The organism is Kitasatospora sp. NPDC004669 (assembly GCF_040609455.1).
GTDB lineage: Bacteria > Actinomycetota > Actinomycetes > Streptomycetales > Streptomycetaceae > Kitasatospora.
In genome coordinates, this window is record NZ_JBEXKB010000015.1 from 55,072 (window position 1) to 71,595 (window position 16,524).

Sequence of the window (16,524 nt, forward strand, 5' to 3'; positions counted from 1 at the left end):
GAGGACGGGCGCTGTGCCGAGTCCCGGGCGATCTTCGGCGCGCGCGTTGATCGGGCGTCGATCGGCGGCGTGGCGGCGTTGACCTTTGGTCGATCGAATGTTGATCGGCCCTGCCTAGTGTTTCTGGTGTCGGAAGGGCCGCGGAGCCTACGGAACACCGGTCAGGTACCGCGCCGGCCCTTCTGACGGAAACTCACTGGATCCCACGAAAGGTGGTTCGCCATGAACGACATCCTGGAGCTCGACGTCCTGGAGATCAGCGCCCCCGCGCAGGAGGAGACCGAGGCACAGAACGCGGCCGCCAGCGGTTCCTGGCCGTTCTCCTGCAACTCGACCCGCAACTCGCGCTGCTGCGACTGATCCCGCTCCCGGTGCGGCGGCCGATCCCCCGGGCCGCCGCACCGGGCTTTTCCCGCTTCCCCTTCCCTTCTTCCCGTTCCCTGTTCGCGCCCCCTGGTAGGAGATCTCGCCATGTCGGACACGCCGACCTTCGCCTGCGGCGAGGTCGCCCTGCTGCGGGCCGCCGTCCGGCCGGCCCGTGCCCTGCCCGAGGCCCCGGCCTCGCCCGGCTCCGACCTGCAGCAGCTGCACGCCGCCCTCGCCGACCCCCTGCTGTGTGAGGCCGTCGCCGTGTCCAGCCCCTCACTCAGCCGGGTGCTCGACCTGGTGGAGGCCGGTCTGCCGGTCAAGCCCAAGCAGCTGCGCAAGGCGGCCCGCGCGGTCACCCGGTATCGGCTGCGGATGTCCGACCGGGCCACCCCGTTCGGCCTGATGGCCGGGGTCGCCACCGCCCGCTTCGCCGAGCAGCCCGCCGTTCGCTGGGGCGGGCAGCCGCGCAAGGCGGCCCGCCCGGACCAGGAGTGGCTGACCGGGCTGGTCGCTACGCTGGAGCGCGAGCTGCCGGTGCTACGCGGGCTGCGGGTGACCGCCAACGACCTGTGCCAGCTGCGCGGCGACCGGCTGGTGCTGCCGTACCTCCCGGTGCCCGGCATCGAGCAGCACACGGCCGGGCGGGAGCTGTCGATCCGCCACACGGCCGCGATCCGCACCGTGCTGGACCGTGCCGCGGAGCCGCTGCCCTGGACCGAGCTGCACCGGGCGGTCGCCGCCGCACATCCGCAGGTGGACGGCGCGGCGGTGGACTGGCTGCTCGGCGAGCTGGTGCGCACCCAGATCCTGCTGACCGACCTGCTGCCCCCGCTGGAGGAGCCGGACCCGATCGGGCACCTGCTGGCCCGGCTTCCCCTTCCAGCTGCCGATGAACTGCGCTCCGTACAAGCCGATTTGGCTGCCTATGAGCGCACCGCGCCAGGCGAGGGCCTGCCCCGCTGGCGGGCGCTGACCGAGCGGATGCGCCGCCTGTACCCGGCCGAGCGACTGGTGCAGGTCGACCTCGGCCTCGACGTCGAGGTGCGGCTGCCGACCGCCGTCCGCTCCGAGGTCGAACGGGCCGCGCACGCGCTGTGGGCGGTCTCGGCGGGCCGTCCGGGGCCGGCACATCTGCGCCAGTACCACGAGGACTTCATGGAGCGGTACGGGCCGGGCCGCGCCGTCCCGCTGCTCGAACTGCTCGACCCCGAGCGCGGCCTGGGCGCGCCCGCGGGCTACCAGCTGCCCCGCAGCACCCGCGCGCTGCGGCCCGGCGAGCCGGCCGACGCGCGTGACGAGCTCCTGCTGGCGCTCGCCCAGCGCGCCGCCGTGAGCGGGGAGCGCGAACTGCTGCTGGACGACGAGCTGCTGGCCCGACTCAGCGGCACCGGCACCGCCCCTCCCCCCTCGCTGGACCTGCTGGTCGAACTGCGGGCCGCCTCGCCCGAGGCGCTCGCGCACGGCGACTTCACCCTGGTGGTGAGCGGGACCGGCGCCACCGCCGGGGCGACGGCGGGCCGCTTCGCACCGCTGCTGGGCGAGGCCGGACGCCCGCTGACCGACACCATCCGCACCCTGCCCACCGACAACCCGGAGGCCGTCCGCGCCCAACTCGCCTTCCGTACGCCCCGCGCGCACACCGGCAATGTGGCCCGGGCACCGCGGGTCCTGCCGCACCGCGTCACGCTCGGCCAGTTCGCCGACCGCGCGGACCAGGACGCCCTCGGCCCGGCCGACCTCGCGGTGGTCGCCGACCACGACCGGCTGGCGGTGGTCTCCCGCCGGCTCGGCCGGGAGGTGGTCCCGACCGTTCCACACATGCTGGCCACCGACGCGCACGCGCCCAACGCCGCCCGGCTGCTGGACGGGCTCGCCCGCGGCACCTCGGCCGTCTGGCCGCGCTGGCGCTGGGGCGCCGCCGAGCCGCTGCCCTTCCTACCCCGGGTCCGCTACGGGCGCACCGTACTCAGCCCGGCCCGCTGGCGACCCGAGGAGCCGGGGCTGCGCGACGCCGGCCTGCCGTACGAGCAGTGGTCGGCGCTGCTGGAGCGGTGGCGCAGCCGCTGGCGGGTGCCGCGCACGGTGCAGAGCGTGAGCGACGACCAGCGGATCACCCTCGACCTGGCGGACGACCGCCACCGGGAGCTGCTGCGCCACGAGTGGACCGGCAGCGGCGACGGGTACCTCCAGGAGCTGCCCGAGCAGCCGGCCGACTGGTTGGGCGGGGGCGGCCGCACCAACGAGCTGGTCTTCTCCCTGGTCCGCCGCTCCCCCGGCGCGGCCCGCACCCCGACCGTCGCCCCACCCCGGCGGCGGACCGTCCACGGCCCCGGCTCGCCCTGGCTGTACGCCAAGCTGCACTGCTCCACGGCCCGGCAGGACGAGCTGCTCGGCCGGGAACTGCCCGCGCTGCTGGAGCGGCTTCCCGCGACGGTCGACCGCTGGTTCTTCATCCGCTACCTCGACCCGCAACCGCACCTGCGGCTGCGCTTCCACGGCGACCCGACCGCCCTCTGCGCCGAGCTGCTGCCGGCCCTCGGCGGCTGGGCCGAGCGCCTGGCCGCCGACGGGCTCGCCGACCGGCTGGTCCTGGACGGCTACGAACCGGAGCTGGAGCGCTACGGCGGTCCGGCGGCGATGGCCGCCGCCGAGCGGGTGTTCGCGGCCGACAGCCGTTCCTGCCTGGCACAGCTGCGCCTGCTCCGTGAACGCCGCCTGGACATGGACCCGTTGACGCTCGTCGCCGCCAACTACGTCGACCTGGCACACCACTTCGGCGACCTCGGCCTGCTCACCCGACTCTACCGCGCCACCGAACGGCACGAACTTCCGCTGCCCGTACGGGAACAGGCCAAGGCACTGATCGACCCCAGCGGCCACTGGACCGAACTCGGCCGTCTGCCCGGCGGCAGCGAACTGCTCGCCTCCTGGGACGAGCGGGCCGCCGCCCTGGCCGCCTACCGCGCACGGCTGGACGAGCGGTGGAGCAGCACCGACACGGCGCTCGGCGCGCTGCTGCACATGCACCACAACCGGCTGATCGGGGTGGACCGCACCGCCGAGGAGCGCTCGCTCGCCCTGGCACGGCGCACGGTGCGGGCGTACCGGGGCCGAGTGGCGGCGCTCAGCGTGGTCGGGACCGTCGTATGAACGGCATGCACGGTCCGAGCGCCCGCGTCGACACCATCACGCCACTGCGCGAACGCGCCGCCGCGGCCGTCGTCACCACCGCCGAACACCTCGCCGACCCCGCCCGGGTGGCCGCCGAGCTCGCCGCATCCGGCCGCCCGTGGGACCCGAACGGCCTGGCGGGCGGCGCCCCCGGCATCGCCCTGCTGTACGCCGAACTCGCCCGCTACGACGACACGTTCCGCACCCAGGCCCACAACTGGCTCACCTTGGCGGCCCGTTCGGCCCGGACCGCGGCCCCCGGCAACGGCCTGTACGACGCCGTGCCCGCGCTCTGCTTCGCACTACCCCGGGCCGCCGCGACCGCACAGGACTACCGCGCGGCCCGTACCCACCTGCGCGGCCAGACCGCCGTCCTCGCCGACCGCCTGGCCCGGCGCGAGCGGCAGCGGATCACCGACGGCGCCGGCCACACCGCCCTGGAGTCCTACGACCTGGTCTCGGGCCTGACCGGGCTCGGCGCCGTCCTGCTCGACGACGACCGCCCCGCGACGGAGCAGGTCCTGCGGGCGCTGGTGCTGCTCACCGAGCCGATGGCCGGGCTGCCCGGCTGGTGGGTCGCCCAGGACGTGCACAGCTACGCCGCCGTCGCGCCCGAGCTGGGCCACGCCAACCTCGGCCTGGCGCACGGCGCCCCCGGCCCGCTCGCGCTGCTCGCACTGGCCCGGCGGCAGGGGGTGCGGGTGCCCGGGCAGGACGCCGCGATCACCCGGCTGGCGCAGTGGCTGCTCGGCGAACTCCGTACGGACGCGGCCGGGCCCTGGTGGCCGGCCTCCGTCGAGTCCGCCTCCGTCGTTCCGACGCCCGGCCAGGACGCACCCGGCCAGGACGCGCCCGGGCGGCCGTCCTGGTGCTACGGGTCGCCGGGCATCGCACGGTCGTTGCAGCTGGCCGGGCTGGCGCTCGACGTGCCGCAGTGGCGCCGAACGGCCGAGGAGGCGCTACTCGCGGCCCTGGCCCGCGTCCCGGGCCACGACGGCCTCTCGGATGCCGGGCTCTGCCACGGCTGGGGCGGGCTGCTGCAGTGCGCCTGGCGGATCGCGCAGGACAGCGGCGACTCACGGGTGGCGCGGCAGCTGCCCACCCTGGCCGAACACCTGCTCCAACTCAGCGACCCCGCAGCACCCTTCGGCTTCGAGGCACCCCGGACCCGGAACGGCTGGACCGACGACCCGGCCGGCTTCCTCACCGGCGCCGCAGGCGCCGCTCTCGCCCTGCACACCTTCGCCGTCGACCGCGCGCCCGCCACCACCTGGGACCGGGCGCTCCTGCTGGCCTGACCCGCGCCGCCGACTCCCTTCCCCAGAGCCCCCGATCCGAAAGGCACCGCTATGCCCCCCGCGCCCTCACCCCCCGCCTGGCGCCTGCTCGCCCGCCAACTCCGGCCGCAGCGCGGGCGCCTGGCGGCGGCCGGCACGCTCAGCCTGCTCGGCGGCCTGGTCGGTCTGGTCCAGCCCGCGGCGGCGCGCTCCGTCCTGGACTCGCTCACCGACCACCGCCCGGCCACCGCGCCCGCCATGGTGCTCGCCGGGGTGATGCTGGCCGGCGTGCTGCTCAACGCCCTCGGCTCGTACCAGCTCCAGCTCATCGCCGAGACCGTGGTGCGGCGCTCGCGCGGCACGCTCGCCGCCCGGCTGCTGCGGCTGCCGGTGCCCGAGTTCGACCGGCTGCGCCCCGGCGACCTGATCTCCCGGGTCACCTCCGACACCACGCTGTTGCGCGCCGCCACCGCGCAGGCCCTGGTCGGCTCGGCGACCTCGCTGCTGCTGACGCTCGGCGCGCTGGTCGCGATGCTGCTGCTCGACCCGGCGCTGTGCGGCGTGACGGTGGGCGTGCTGCTGCTGGTGGCCCTGCTCTCCGGCAGCCTGCTCCCCCGGGTGATGCGCGCGGCCAAGCAGGCGCAGACGGTGGTCGGCGAGCTGGGCGCGCTGCTGGACCGGGCGTTGGGCGCCTTCCGTACGGTCAAGGCGAACGGGCTGGAGCCGCAGCTCACCGCCCAGGCCGCCGGGGCCGCCGAACGGGCCTGGACGAGCGGAAGCCGGGCGGCCGCCTGGGAGACGGTCACCGAGGCGGCCTCCGCGCTGGCCGTCCAGGTGGCTTTCCTGGCGGTGCTGGGCCTGGGGGCAGCCCGGGTGGGCGACGGACGGCTCGGCGTGACCAGCCTGATCAGCTTCCTGCTCTACCTCGTCTACCTCGGCCCGCTGCTCTCCCAACTGGTCGCCGGCACCGGCCTGTTGCAGCGCGGTCTGGCGGCGGTCGAGCGGATCGCCGAGGTCGAGCGGCTGCCCGTCGAACCGCTCACCCCGGCCTGCGAGGCCTCTGCCGGGCACACCCCTGCCAGCCACACCTCTGCGGGGCAGACCCCACCGCGCACCCCCGCCCGTCTCGCCTTCCGCGACGTGGCCTTCCGCTACCCCGGCCGCGACCACCCCGTCCTCGACCGCCTCACCCTCGACCTGCCCGCCGGCGGCCTGACCGCCCTGGTCGGCCCCTCCGGCGCCGGGAAGAGCACCCTGTTCGCCCTGCTCGAACGCTTCTACGAGCCCGGCGCCGGCGCCATCACCCTGGACGGCCGCGACCTGCGCGACTGGCCGCTGACCGCGCTGCGCGCCGCCATCGGCTACGTCGAACAGGACACCCCCGTACTGGCCGGCACCCTGCGCGAGAACCTCTGCCTCGGCGCGCCCGGCACCGTCAGCGAGACCGAGCTGCGCCGCGTCCTGACCCTGACCCGGCTCGACCACCTGGTCACCACCCTGCCCGACGGCCTGGACAGCCAGCTCGGTGAACGCGGCCGCGCCCTCTCCGGCGGCCAGCGCCAACGGGTAGCGATCGCCCGCGCCCTGCTGCGCCGCCCCCGGCTGCTCCTGCTCGACGAGCCCAGCTCCCAGCTCGACGCCGCCAACGAGCAGGCCCTGCGCGAGGCCGTCGCCCAGGTCGCCCGCACCACCACCGTCCTGGTGATCGCCCACCGACTGGCCACCGCGGCCGACGCGGACCGGATCGTCGTCCTCGACGCCGGCCGCATCCGCGCCGTCGGCACCCACACGGACCTGCTCGCCCAGGACCGCCTGTACGCGGCCCTCGCCTGCACCCAACTGCTGGCCGCCTGACGGCGATCACCCGTCCGCGATCATGTCCGCACGTCCGACGACCCGCCGACCCGCGCCCGCCACATCGACATCCACCTCAAGGAGACCCGGCGCAACGCCGACTGACCCACCCCTGAGGCCGCATAAGAAGTCGGCCCGGCCGACTTCCCACGCAGTGGGGACGGGACTCAGCGGAACCAGGCGCGGATGGCCTCAGCGGTCTCCCGGACGTCGACGTTCCCGGCCCGGACGCGGGCGGCGAGGTCGACGGCCTGCTCGGGTTCGGCGGTGACGATGACACCGGAGGCACTCAGGTAGGAGGCGGCGACCACCGCGGCGAAGTGCTCGTTGACCGACTCCAGGGCCGGGACGCGGATCAGCTGGTGCATCAGCGCTGCCGCACGCTGGTGCACTGCGCCGTGGACGGACACCTCCACGACGGCGTCGGCGTGCCGGGCGACAGCGGCGGCGAGGGTGCCGTGGTCGGTGACGTCCGGGTCGCTCGGCAGGAACTGGTGGGCGATGTCGAGCAGCCACGCCCGGTCGACCCGCAGGATCACGCCCCCGTGGCCTCGCGGGTGCTCCGCGGGTACGGCCCGAACTCCTCCTCGAACGCCGGCCCCCAGGCCTGCGCGAAGTGCGCGGCGGCGGTCAGGAACCGCTCCCGCCGCTCGTCCGCCTCCTCCGCCAGCACCTTGCGGGCGTAGTCCGGCAGGCTCATCCCGGCCGCCTCGGCGCGCCGCTCCAGGGCCTCGTGCACGGCGTCGTCCAGTCGGACGTTCAGCTGCTTCATAGCCGCGAGCGTAGCGTCGCGTATCGCCTGCTACAAGACTCGCTCAGAACACCGGCGGGCGGCCCGGGCGGGCCATCCGCCAGGCCGTGCACCCGCTCCCTTCACGCGCCGTCCCGACGGTCCTCGACCCGGACGTCCAGGACCGGCCAGTGCGCCGCCCACCGGGCCAGCCGGTCCGCGTCCAACGGGCTCCGCGGGACCAACGAGCCGTCCGGCAGGAAGGTCACGCAGGTGCCGGTGGTCCCGTCGGGCTCGATCGGCTCCAGGCCGGTCGCCGGGATGCCGTGCTCGTAGCGCTGGGTCCAGGCCCCGTTGAGGCGGCGGTTGGTGTGGAGCAGCCGGGTGCTGAGCGCTGCGACGACCGAAATACCCCGGCGCGGCCACCCGTCCGGGAGTTGCTCCGCCTCGGGCGAGTCGAAGAAGCGCAGGTCCTTGGTCGCCATCACCGGCTTCTTGACCACCTCGCCGCGCTCGTCGACCCGGGTGTCGGTGCCCCGCCCGTCGTCCCGCACGGTGACCGAGCCGTCCGCGTCCAGCGTGACGACGCACCGCCCCTCGCCCCGACAGGCCGCCTCGTCGGCCGCGTACGCGACCACCTCCAGCACGAGGTGCTCCACCCCACCCGGCGCGAAGTCCCCGGGCTCGCGCCGGATGCCGGCGAGGTGCTCCGCGTCCACGACGGCGGCCCAGTCGTGGGTGGTGTTGGTCCAGTCGGCCCTTGGTCCGTTCATCCGAGGAGTATCCCTCGACGGCGGGCGTCACCCCTCCCCGGCCCCTGCCACCAGTTGGTCGCCCAACGCGCTGCGCCGGTACAGGACTTGCCGCCCGTCGCGGGCGCGCGCCAACAGGCCGGTGCCGTACAGCACGCGCAGGTGCCGGGAGACCGCGCTCGGGGTGACCCGGAGGCGGCGGGCGAGTTCGACCGTGGGCAGCGGTTCCTCCAGGAGCATCAGCAGGCGGGCGCGCGGGGCGCCGAGGAGGCTGGTGAGGGCGGTGGGGTCGGGGGTCGGTGGGGCGTCCCAGAGGGTGGCGACGCCACGGCTGGGGTAGACCAGGCGGGGTGGCACGTCCGGGCTGACCGGGGGCGCGGGTCTGTGGGCGAAGACGGACGGCAGGAGCAGCAGGCCCCGGCCGGAGGGGGCGACGCGGTGGTGGCCGATCATCCGGTCGATGTGCAGCACCCCGGCCTCCCAGCACAGGTCGGGGTGCATGTCCGCGAAGAGCAACCGGGCGCCGCCGAGGGCGAGTTGCCGGGCGCGGTAGGTCATGTCGGCCTCCAGCACCAGCCGCAGCTGCGGCCAGAGCGGCTCGACGGCCACGGTCCAGTACTGCCGCAGGAGTTCGCAGATCGCGTCCCGTAGCCCGAGGACCACCTCGTCATCCTCCGCGAGCGCGTCCCGCAGGGCCTCCGGCAGAGTGTCCGGCGCGTGGGCGAGTCGCAGGTCGTGCCGCACCTCCGCGGTCGGGGCCCGCCGCACCAGGGCGAGTTCCTCCGCGAAGCTCGGCGCGAAGCCCTCCGACGCCGAGGTGAGGACGTCGGGCAGGGTGCGCCGACGCGCGACCAGGGACATCAGCAGTCCGGTATCGAGTGCGCCGAGCCGCTCCAGCGTCGAGCGACGCCACGGCAGGTGCAACGCGGACAGCCCCGGGTCCTGCAGCACCCGCAGGCTCAGCACCGTCTCGTGCAGCGGGGAGAGCGCGAAGCGGGTGTCCGCGAGGTCCTCGACGTCGAGCTCGAAGCTGATCATTGAGCCCCACGCTACATCGATTGGCGGCGCACCGTCGATGCCGTGCACTTCCCTCCATGGCACGCACAACTCCCCGACAGCGCCCGGCGATTGTCCCCGCCCGGCCGACAGACGAAGGGCCGGCCCGCCGGATCACCGTCCTCCTCGCCGTCACCTGCGCCGTCGCCGTCGGCAACCTCTGCTTCCCGCAGGCCGTCGGCCCGCTGATCGCCACCGGCCTGCACCTGTCGCCCGACGCCGCCTCGACCGTCGTCACCGCCACCCAGATCGGCTCGCCGGCCGTACCCGGCCCTGTTGGTGGAGCCGTTCCGGCTGCTGCGCACCGAGCCGGAGCTGCGCCGCTCCTGCCTCTACCAGGCGAGCGTGTTCGCCGGCTTCTCCGCCGTCTGGACCTGCCTGGCACTGTTGCTGACCGGTCCGGTGTACCGGCTGGGCGCCGGGGCCGTCGGCCTGCTCGCCCTGGTCGGCGCGGCGACGGTGCTCTGTACCCCGTACGCGGGTCGGCTGGTGGACCGGCACGGGCCCGACCGGGTGAACCTGGTCTGCCTGCTCGGTGTGCTCGCCTCCGCGGCGGTCCTGCTCCCCGGCGCCCGGGGCGGGCCGTCGGGCCTGGCCGCGCTGGCGCTCGGCACGCTGCTGCTGGACGTGGCGATGCAGTGCGGCATGGTGGCCAGCCAGGCCCGCCGTGTACACCGTGCGCCCGGGAGCCCTGAGCCGGCTCAAGACGGCCTACATGACCTGCTCCTACCTGGGCGGCAGCGCCGGCTCCTGGCTCGGGGTGCGGATCTGGGGGCGGACCGGCTGGTGGGGCGTGTGCGCGCTGCTGGCCGCGCTGACCGCACTCGCCCTCGGCCGTCACCTGCTCGCCGCCCGCAGGGACGGGGGACCGGATCCGGTCAGCCGGTGACCAGCCGCCGCCCGCTGATCTCGGCCGGCCTGATCCGCACCCACTTCGGTCGGTAGCCGCCCGCCCAGGGGGCCGCGCCGGGGAGGCCGTCGAGACGCCGCAGCTCCTCCGGGTCGTCCACGTAGTGCGCCTCCCCGAGGGCGAGCACGCTCCAGCCGCGCCCCAGGCACTCGTCGATGTGGTCGACCTGGAAGGACACCTCGGCGCCCTCCTCCGGGGCGGTGGCGGCGCGTTCGCCGGTGCGGTAGGCGAAGGAGTCCAGGTCGACCACGTAGTTGACGGGGTGGACCACCGGTCCGGGCCGCACCGGGAGGCCGATCCGGCCGACGCCCTGGGTGCCGACCGCCTCCCAGCACTCGGCCTCGGCCAGGTGGAGCAGCCGGGGCCGCAGGCCCGGTCCGCCGCGGCCGGGCGGGGCGTCGGCACGTCCCTCCAGGAGTTCGTCCGGGCTGGTGCCGAGGGCGGCGGCGATCCGCACGAAGCCGCCGGGGTCGAACGCGGGCCCGGCTTCGAGCAGGTGGCGCAGGTAGCGGGGGGCCATCGCCGCCCGGTGGGCCAGGAACTCCTCGGTGAGGCCGAGTTGCTCGCGCCGCTCGGTGATCCGGCGGGCCGCGGCGGCGGGGTCGGGATCGGGATCGGTCGTCTCGTTCACGGTGGTGGCTCCTCGGCTTGCCAAGGGACGGTGTCCGGACGCCCATCCGGACGGTGACCAGGCCGGATCCATCCAAGCGCCCGGCTCACCCCAAGTCGAGGAACAGCACAGCCCCGTGCGTGTCGGAGCGGCTCCGAGCGCACCCCGCAGGCACTCGACGGGCATCCGACCCGGACTCGACGAGCACCCGCCCGGAACCCGACCTTGATCCTCCACCCCTCGGCTGCGATCATCCATCTGACGCGGAATCAGGTCCGCGTCGCGAACGGGGAACAACGGGGAAACGAGGAGAGACATCCGTGATCGTCGTGACGGGTGCCACCGGTACGGTCGGCTCCAATGTGGTCGTGGGGCTGCGTGAGCGCGGCCAGGCGGTTCGGGCGCTGGTGCGCGCCGGGTCCGAGGGTCCGGCGGAGTGGGACGAGGCGGTCGAACGGGTCGCCGCCGACTTCGCCGACCCGGACTCGCTGGACGCGGCCCTCGCCGGGGCGGACACCGTCTACCTGCTGGTGGCGGTGCACCCGGAGATGGCCGCCCATGAGCGGAACGTGATAGACGCCGCCGTCCGCACCGGCCGCCGCCCGCGGATCGTGCTGCACGCGGCGGCCGGCGTCGAGTACCGGCCGGAGGGCGTGCGCTTCGTCGGCTCGCACGTCGCGGGCCTGGACCACCTGAAGGCCTCCGGCCTGCCGTGGACGGTGCTCGGGCCGAACGGCTTCTACCAGAACTTCCTCGGCATGGCCGAGTCGGTCAAGGCCGGCACCCTGGCCGTGCCGGGCGGTGACGGCGCGGTGTCGTACGTGGACGCCCGGGACGTCGCGGCGGCCGCCGTCGCGGTGCTGGTCACCGACGGGCACGAGGGCGCGATCTACACCCTGACCGGCCCGGCCGCGCTCACCCACGGGGAGCTGGCCGAGCAGCTGGCCGCCGTCGCGGGCCGCCCGGTGTCGTACACCGCGCTCGCGCCGGAACAGGCGCTGGCCGGGATGCTCGACGCGGGCTGGCAGGCGTGGCGGGCCGAGGGCATGGTCGAGCTGTACGGGCTGTACGCGGCCGGACAGGCCTCGGCGGTCGGCGCGGACGTGGAGAAGCTGACCGGCCGCCGGCCGCGCTCCTTCGCCGAGTTCGCCGCCGAGCACGCGGACGTCTTCCGCGTCTGAACCACCGCCTCAACCACCGGCTGGGCCACCGGCCGGGCCACCGGTCCATCACCGGACAGCCGTCCGGGCGCGCCGTCACTCCGCGAGCTCGCCGATCACGGTGGTGAGCATCAGCCCGCCGGTGGCCAGGCCCGCCGCGTGTTCGCCGCCGACGGTCTCCCGGGCGTACAGCGGGACGGTGGACAGCAGCAGGTTGAAGCCGATGGAGCCGCCGAGCAGGGAGAGGAAGCGCACCAGCGGGGCCCTGGTCACCAACGGCGGACGGGTTGGACCGGATTCCCAGGGCTGGGAGTTCATCGTCGTGGTCACCCGGCGACGGTACCCGGCGCCGCGGCGGACCGCCGGTGCGCACCGGCCGTCGTCAACGATGCGTCAAGATCCCGCCGCACACGCCTTACCGTGCGGGCCGGCCGGGCGCATACTGTGCTGCGCGCGGCGAGCATCCGGCGACAGGGCCACCCCGGACCCGGCCCGGCTGCGCCGTGACGGGGAGAAGGTAGAACAGCGTGGCAGTACTCGTGGTCGTCGTCGTGGTCGTCCTGCTCTGGCTGATGACCGGCGTGCGGGTGGTGCAGCAGTACGAGCGCGGTGTGGTGTTCCGGCTGGGCCGGGTGCGCGGGTCGGTCCGCGAGCCGGGCCTGACCCTGCTGGTGCCGATGCTCGACCGGATGCGCAAGGTGAACGTCCAGGTCGTCACCATGCCGGTGCCCGCCCAGGAGGGCATCACCAAGGACAACGTCTCGGTGAGCGTGGACGCGGTGCTGTACTTCCGCGTGGTCGAACCGATCAGGGCCACCGTGGACGTGCAGAACTACAGCTTCGCCATGCTGCAGGTCGCCCAGACCTCGCTGCGTTCGATCATCGGCAAGAGCGAGCTGGACGACCTGCTGTCCGGCCGGGAGCACCTGCACCAGGGGCTGGAGGTCATGCTGGAGAGCCCGGCGGCGGGCTGGGGCGTGCACATCGATCGGGTGGAGATCAAGGACGTCAGCCTGCCCGACTCGATGAAGCGCTCGATGGCCCGTCAGGCCGAGGCCGACCGCGAGCGCCGGGCCCGGATCATCACCGCCGACGGCGAGTTCCAGGCGGCCGCCAAGCTCGCCGAGGCGGCGGGGATGATGGCCGAGACCCCGGCGGCGATGCAGCTGCGCATGCTGCAGACGGTGGTCGAGGTGGCGGCCGAGAAGAACTCGACGCTGGTGCTGCCATTCCCGGTGGAGCTGCTGCGCTTCTTCGAGGCGTCCACGGCACGCCTCGCCGACGGTGCCGACGCTGCGGCTCGGACTCCGACCGTCCCGCCGCAGAACCCGGCGGCCCCGCCGCAGGCACCCGCCGACGGCAGCTGACGGCGACCCGGCCGGTCCTGGATTGTTCCCGGGCCGGCCATAGGTTCGCTCTATGACGTCATAGATCAGAACCGACTACACCTCCGCGCGACCAGCGGGTTGGCTGCAAGGGTCCAGACCACTGGCCTCCCGCTGCGCCCGACCGGAGGAACCGCCCGCATGACCCGCCCGATCAGAGTCGCGATCGTCGGAGCCGGCCCCGCCGGCATCTACGCCGCGGACGCCCTGTTGAAGTCCGACGCCGCCCAGACGCCCGGTGTCTCGATCGACCTGTTCGAGCGGATGCCCGCCCCGTTCGGCCTCATCCGCTACGGCGTGGCGCCGGACCACCCGCGCATCAAGGGCATCGTCACCGCCCTGCACCAGGTGCTCGACAAGCCCCAGGTCCGGCTGTTCGGCAACGTGGACTACCCCTGCGACCTCGGCCTGGACGACCTGCACCGCTACTACGACGCCGTGGTCTTCGCCACCGGCGCCACGGCCGACCGGGCCCTCGGCATCCCCGGCATCGAGCTGGACGGCTCCTACGGCGCGGCCGACTTCGTCTCCTGGTACGACGGCCACCCGGACGTGCCACGCACCTGGCCGCTGGAGGCCGAGAAGGTCGCCGTCCTCGGCGTCGGCAACGTCGCCCTGGACGTCGCCCGGATCCTCGCCAAGACCGCCGACGAGCTGCTGCCCACCGAGATCCCGCCGAACGTGCACGAGGGTCTGAAGCGCAACCGGGCCGTCGAGGTGCACGTCTTCGGCCGCCGGGGCCCGGCGCAGGCCAAGTTCAGCCCTATGGAGCTGCGCGAGCTGGACCACTCGCCGAACATCGAGGTGATCGTCGCCCCCGAGGACATCGAGTACGACGACGGCTCGATCGCCGAGCGCCGCTCGGTCAAGCACGTCGACCTGGTCGCCTCGACCCTGGAGAACTGGGCGATCCGCGATGTCGGCGACCGCCCGCACCGGGTCCACCTGCACTTCTTCGAGTCCCCGGTGGAGGTCCTCGGCGCGGACGGCCGGGTGGTCGGCCTGCGCACCGAGCGCACCGAGCTGGACGGCACCGGCAACGTGCGCGGCACCGGTGGCTTCACCGACTGGGACGTCCAGGCGGTCTACCGGGCCGTCGGCTACTACTCGGACGAACTGCCCAAGCTGCCCTTCGACCCGGTCTCCGGGACCGTCCCGCACGAGGCCGGGCGCGTCCTGGAGGGCGACGGCTCGCACCGCACCGCCACCTACGTCACCGGCTGGATCAAGCGCGGCCCGGTCGGCCTGATCGGCCACACCAAGGGCGACGCCAACGAGACCGTCGCCTGCCTGCTGGCCGACCACGCTTCCGGCAGGCTTCCCGGCGCCGTGGAGCCGGATCCGACGGCGGTCGAGGAGTACCTGCGCCGGCAGGGCGTCCGCTACACCACCTGGGAGGGCTGGCAGCTGCTGGACGCCCATGAGCGCGCGCTCGGCGAGGCCGAGGAGCGGGAGCGGGTCAAGGTGGTCGAGCGCGAGGAGATGCTCCGCCGCAGCGGGGCGTGACCGGGTCTCACGGTCACGGCCGGACGATCGGCAGCAGCACCTCGTCCACGATGGCCGCCGGGTCGAGGTTCACGGTGTCGCCGCCGCACATCTTGATCCGGTACAGCATCAGCGCCGGGACGACGTCGGTGACCAGCGGGGTGACCGCCCCCGGGCGGACCTCGCCCCGGGCGGCGCCCCGGTCCAGCACCTCGGCGATCAGCGCGGTGGTGGGCGCGACCACCCGCTCCAGCACGAGCTCCAGGAAGGCGTGCGCACGCTGGTGGTCGAGCTCGCTCATGATCGCCCGGACCGCGGCGCCCAGCTCGCTGAACATCGCGGTGCGCAGCCCGGTCACCACCTCCAGCAGGTCCCCGCGCAGGCCGCCGGTGTCGGGGGCGGGCCGAGCCTGGGGCAGGCTGGCCCGCAGCGCGTCCATCACCAGGTCCTCCTTGGAGGACCAGCGGCGGTAGAGCGCGGCTTTGCCGGTCTGCGCGGCGGCGGCGACGCCCTCCATGGTGAGTCGCGCGTAGCCGTCGGTGGTGAGCTGGTGGAGGGCCGCCTCGTAGATGGCGTTCTCCAGTGCCTCGCCGCGCCGCCGGAGCGGGGCGGCGGTCGCCGCTGTGCGCGCGGTGTCGGTTTCAGCGGACATGGCTGCGCACCTTCCGGGGGGTTCCTGTTCACCAGGCCTACTGCCAATGTTAGTGAACGAATCCGTTCCCTCCCAAGCACCGCGCGAGGTTCGGCCCCGGGCCGGTCCGTGGTCCCGGAGGCCGCGGCGTCGGCTCGGCCCCCACGTCCCGCGCGACCTCCGAGGCTCTGTTCGAGTGACTCCTGGGCGCTGCCGCCCCGGCGACGGCGGGCGGTTCCGCTACGAACGAGGGGCACCGTCCCTCCGAGAGGAAGTCCCCGCCGTGGCCGCACCCACCACCTTCGACCAGAACGCGACCGGCTACAGCCTCGCCCACGCCTACTGCCTGGCCAGAGCCGCCGACCTCGCCTACCAGGACGACACCACCATCGACCGGCAGGCCCGGGGCTGGGGCTTCGACACGGTGCGCCACCACGAGACCCGGTTCACCCCGCCGTTCCCGCTCCAGGACACCCAGGCGTACACGATGGCGAGCGACCGGATGATCGTCGTCGCCTTCCGCGGCACCGAACCCAAGGAGATCCGCGACTGGCTGACCGACTCCACCACCCCGCCCTCGCCCGGGCCCGCCGGGACGGGCTACATCCACTACGGCTTCGCCGAGGCCCTTGAATCGGTCTTCCCGGACGTCCGCGAAGCCCTCACCGAACTGCACACCAACGGCCAGACCGTCTGGCTCACCGGCCACAGCCTCGGCGGCGCCCTGGCGATGCTCGCCGCCGCCCGCCTCCACCTGGAGGACCCGCGGCTGACCGCCGACGGCGTGTGCACCTTCGGCCAGCCCCGAACCTGCGACCGCATGCTCACCGCGGCGTACAACAAGGCCCTCAAGGACCGCAGTCACCGCTTCGTCAACAACAACGACATCGTCCCCCAGCTCCCGCCCGAGCCGGCCTTCACCCACGTCGACGCCCTGCGCTTCATCGACTCCGCCGGCACCGTCCACCAGGGCGCCAGCAGCCTCCTCGCGGGCGTCGCCAACCGCGCCAAGGGCCTGACCTCCGCCGCCTTCGAGCCCACCGGCGAGGGCGTGCGCGACCACTTCATGCGCAACTACCTGACGGCGCTGGAGAGGAATCTGTGAGCGCCCGGATCACCGGGGCCGCCCTCGCC

At 74.4% G+C, this 16,524-nt stretch carries 16 protein-coding genes; 9 read left to right on the plus strand and 7 right to left on the minus strand.

Going from position 1 to position 16,524, the window contains the following annotated elements; translation table 11 throughout:
• The first annotated feature begins 222 nt into the window (after positions 1–222).
• From ABZW30_RS15355 to ABZW30_RS15370, 4 genes are all read left to right on the plus strand, one after another.
• The gene (locus ABZW30_RS15355) at positions 223–360 is read left to right on the plus strand and encodes a hypothetical protein (RefSeq protein ID WP_188310224.1); all 138 of its coding nucleotides are present in this window, start codon (positions 223–225) and stop codon (positions 358–360) included.
• 111 nt (positions 361–471) lie between these two features.
• Positions 472–3,519 carry a lantibiotic dehydratase gene (locus tag ABZW30_RS15360; protein ID WP_355671575.1) on the plus strand — a complete coding sequence of 1,016 codons (3,048 nt, stop codon included), beginning with the start codon at positions 472–474 and terminating at the stop codon, positions 3,517–3,519.
• Positions 3,516–4,838, plus strand: a complete 1,323-nt coding sequence (locus tag ABZW30_RS15365) for a lanthionine synthetase C family protein (RefSeq protein WP_355671576.1) — start codon at positions 3,516–3,518, stop codon at positions 4,836–4,838. Before ABZW30_RS15360 ends, ABZW30_RS15365 begins: the two co-directional genes overlap by 4 nt.
• A 51-nt stretch (positions 4,839–4,889) precedes the next feature.
• Positions 4,890–6,671 (plus strand): ABC transporter ATP-binding protein, encoded by a 1,782-nt coding sequence (locus ABZW30_RS15370; RefSeq protein ID WP_355671577.1) that lies wholly within the window; start codon positions 4,890–4,892, stop codon positions 6,669–6,671.
• A gap of 167 nt (positions 6,672–6,838) precedes the next feature.
• Here the strand turns inward: ABZW30_RS15370 and ABZW30_RS15375 are convergent, their stop codons facing one another.
• The 4 genes from ABZW30_RS15375 to ABZW30_RS15390 form a co-directional block, all read right to left on the minus strand.
• The gene (locus ABZW30_RS15375) at positions 6,839–7,210 is read right to left on the minus strand and encodes a fic family toxin-antitoxin system, toxin component (RefSeq protein ID WP_355671578.1); all 372 of its coding nucleotides are present in this window, start codon (positions 7,208–7,210) and stop codon (positions 6,839–6,841) included.
• The gene (locus ABZW30_RS15380; protein WP_355671579.1) at positions 7,207–7,443 is read right to left on the minus strand and encodes a toxin-antitoxin system HicB family antitoxin; all 237 of its coding nucleotides are present in this window, start codon (positions 7,441–7,443) and stop codon (positions 7,207–7,209) included. Before ABZW30_RS15380 ends, ABZW30_RS15375 begins: the two co-directional genes overlap by 4 nt.
• Positions 7,444–7,544: 101 nt before the next feature.
• Positions 7,545–8,174, minus strand: a complete 630-nt coding sequence (locus tag ABZW30_RS15385; protein WP_355671580.1) for an ATP-binding protein — start codon at positions 8,172–8,174, stop codon at positions 7,545–7,547.
• A gap of 27 nt (positions 8,175–8,201) precedes the next feature.
• The gene (locus ABZW30_RS15390; RefSeq protein WP_355671581.1) at positions 8,202–9,191 is read right to left on the minus strand and encodes an ArsR family transcriptional regulator; all 990 of its coding nucleotides are present in this window, start codon (positions 9,189–9,191) and stop codon (positions 8,202–8,204) included.
• 297 nt (positions 9,192–9,488) lie between these two features.
• Here ABZW30_RS15390 and ABZW30_RS15395 point away from each other — a divergent pair, with 297 nt between their 5' ends.
• Positions 9,489–10,154 carry a hypothetical protein gene (locus tag ABZW30_RS15395; protein ID WP_355671675.1) on the plus strand — a complete coding sequence of 222 codons (666 nt, stop codon included), beginning with the start codon at positions 9,489–9,491 and terminating at the stop codon, positions 10,152–10,154.
• On the opposite strand, the gene ABZW30_RS15400 is transcribed toward ABZW30_RS15395, so the two are convergent.
• Positions 10,088–10,750, minus strand: a complete 663-nt coding sequence (locus ABZW30_RS15400; RefSeq protein ID WP_355671582.1) for a pyridoxamine 5'-phosphate oxidase family protein — start codon at positions 10,748–10,750, stop codon at positions 10,088–10,090. The two genes, ABZW30_RS15395 and ABZW30_RS15400, sit on opposite strands and share 67 nt — an antisense overlap.
• A gap of 299 nt (positions 10,751–11,049) precedes the next feature.
• On the opposite strand from ABZW30_RS15400, the gene ABZW30_RS15405 reads away from it, so the two are divergent.
• On the plus strand, positions 11,050–11,910 hold the full coding sequence (locus ABZW30_RS15405; RefSeq protein WP_355671583.1) for an NAD(P)H-binding protein: 861 nt from the start codon (positions 11,050–11,052) through the stop codon (positions 11,908–11,910).
• Between the two features lie 75 nt (positions 11,911–11,985).
• Here the strand turns inward: ABZW30_RS15405 and ABZW30_RS15410 are convergent, their stop codons facing one another.
• Positions 11,986–12,219: a hypothetical protein gene (locus ABZW30_RS15410; RefSeq protein ID WP_355671584.1), complete on the minus strand. Its 234-nt coding sequence runs from the start codon at positions 12,217–12,219 to the stop codon at positions 11,986–11,988.
• A gap of 242 nt (positions 12,220–12,461) precedes the next feature.
• Here ABZW30_RS15410 and ABZW30_RS15415 point away from each other — a divergent pair, with 242 nt between their 5' ends.
• Both ABZW30_RS15415 and ABZW30_RS15420 read left to right on the plus strand, forming a co-directional pair.
• Positions 12,462–13,256 carry a slipin family protein gene (locus ABZW30_RS15415; protein ID WP_355671676.1) on the plus strand — a complete coding sequence of 265 codons (795 nt, stop codon included), beginning with the start codon at positions 12,462–12,464 and terminating at the stop codon, positions 13,254–13,256.
• Between the two features lie 159 nt (positions 13,257–13,415).
• Positions 13,416–14,780, plus strand: coding sequence for an FAD-dependent oxidoreductase (locus tag ABZW30_RS15420; protein ID WP_355671585.1), 1,365 nt, complete (start codon positions 13,416–13,418; stop codon positions 14,778–14,780).
• Between the two features lie 13 nt (positions 14,781–14,793).
• On the opposite strand, the gene ABZW30_RS15425 is transcribed toward ABZW30_RS15420, so the two are convergent.
• Complete coding sequence (locus ABZW30_RS15425; protein ID WP_355671586.1) at positions 14,794–15,411, minus strand: TetR-like C-terminal domain-containing protein; 618 nt, start codon at positions 15,409–15,411, stop codon at positions 14,794–14,796.
• 262 nt (positions 15,412–15,673) lie between these two features.
• Here ABZW30_RS15425 and ABZW30_RS15430 point away from each other — a divergent pair, with 262 nt between their 5' ends.
• Complete coding sequence (locus ABZW30_RS15430) at positions 15,674–16,495, plus strand: lipase family protein (RefSeq protein ID WP_355671587.1); 822 nt, start codon at positions 15,674–15,676, stop codon at positions 16,493–16,495.
• Positions 16,496–16,524: the final 29 nt, after the last annotated feature.

What these genes read in the sequence shown, in the direction of transcription:
- ABZW30_RS15355 (WP_188310224.1), top strand. Translation starts at nt 223, where the DNA reads ATGAACGACATCCTGGAGCTCGACGTCCTGGAGATCAGCGCCCCCGCG.
- ABZW30_RS15360 (WP_355671575.1), top strand. Translation starts at nt 472, where the DNA reads ATGTCGGACACGCCGACCTTCGCCTGCGGCGAGGTCGCCCTGCTGCGG.
- ABZW30_RS15365 (WP_355671576.1), top strand. Translation starts at nt 3,516, where the DNA reads ATGAACGGCATGCACGGTCCGAGCGCCCGCGTCGACACCATCACGCCA.
- ABZW30_RS15370 (WP_355671577.1), top strand. Translation starts at nt 4,890, where the DNA reads ATGCCCCCCGCGCCCTCACCCCCCGCCTGGCGCCTGCTCGCCCGCCAA.
- ABZW30_RS15380 (WP_355671579.1), bottom strand. Translation starts at nt 7,443, where the DNA reads ATGAAGCAGCTGAACGTCCGACTGGACGACGCCGTGCACGAGGCCCTG.
- ABZW30_RS15385 (WP_355671580.1), bottom strand. Translation starts at nt 8,174, where the DNA reads ATGAACGGACCAAGGGCCGACTGGACCAACACCACCCACGACTGGGCC.
- ABZW30_RS15390 (WP_355671581.1), bottom strand. Translation starts at nt 9,191, where the DNA reads ATGATCAGCTTCGAGCTCGACGTCGAGGACCTCGCGGACACCCGCTTC.
- ABZW30_RS15415 (WP_355671676.1), top strand. Translation starts at nt 12,462, where the DNA reads ATGACCGGCGTGCGGGTGGTGCAGCAGTACGAGCGCGGTGTGGTGTTC.
- ABZW30_RS15420 (WP_355671585.1), top strand. Translation starts at nt 13,416, where the DNA reads ATGACCCGCCCGATCAGAGTCGCGATCGTCGGAGCCGGCCCCGCCGGC.
- ABZW30_RS15425 (WP_355671586.1), bottom strand. Translation starts at nt 15,411, where the DNA reads ATGTCCGCTGAAACCGACACCGCGCGCACAGCGGCGACCGCCGCCCCG.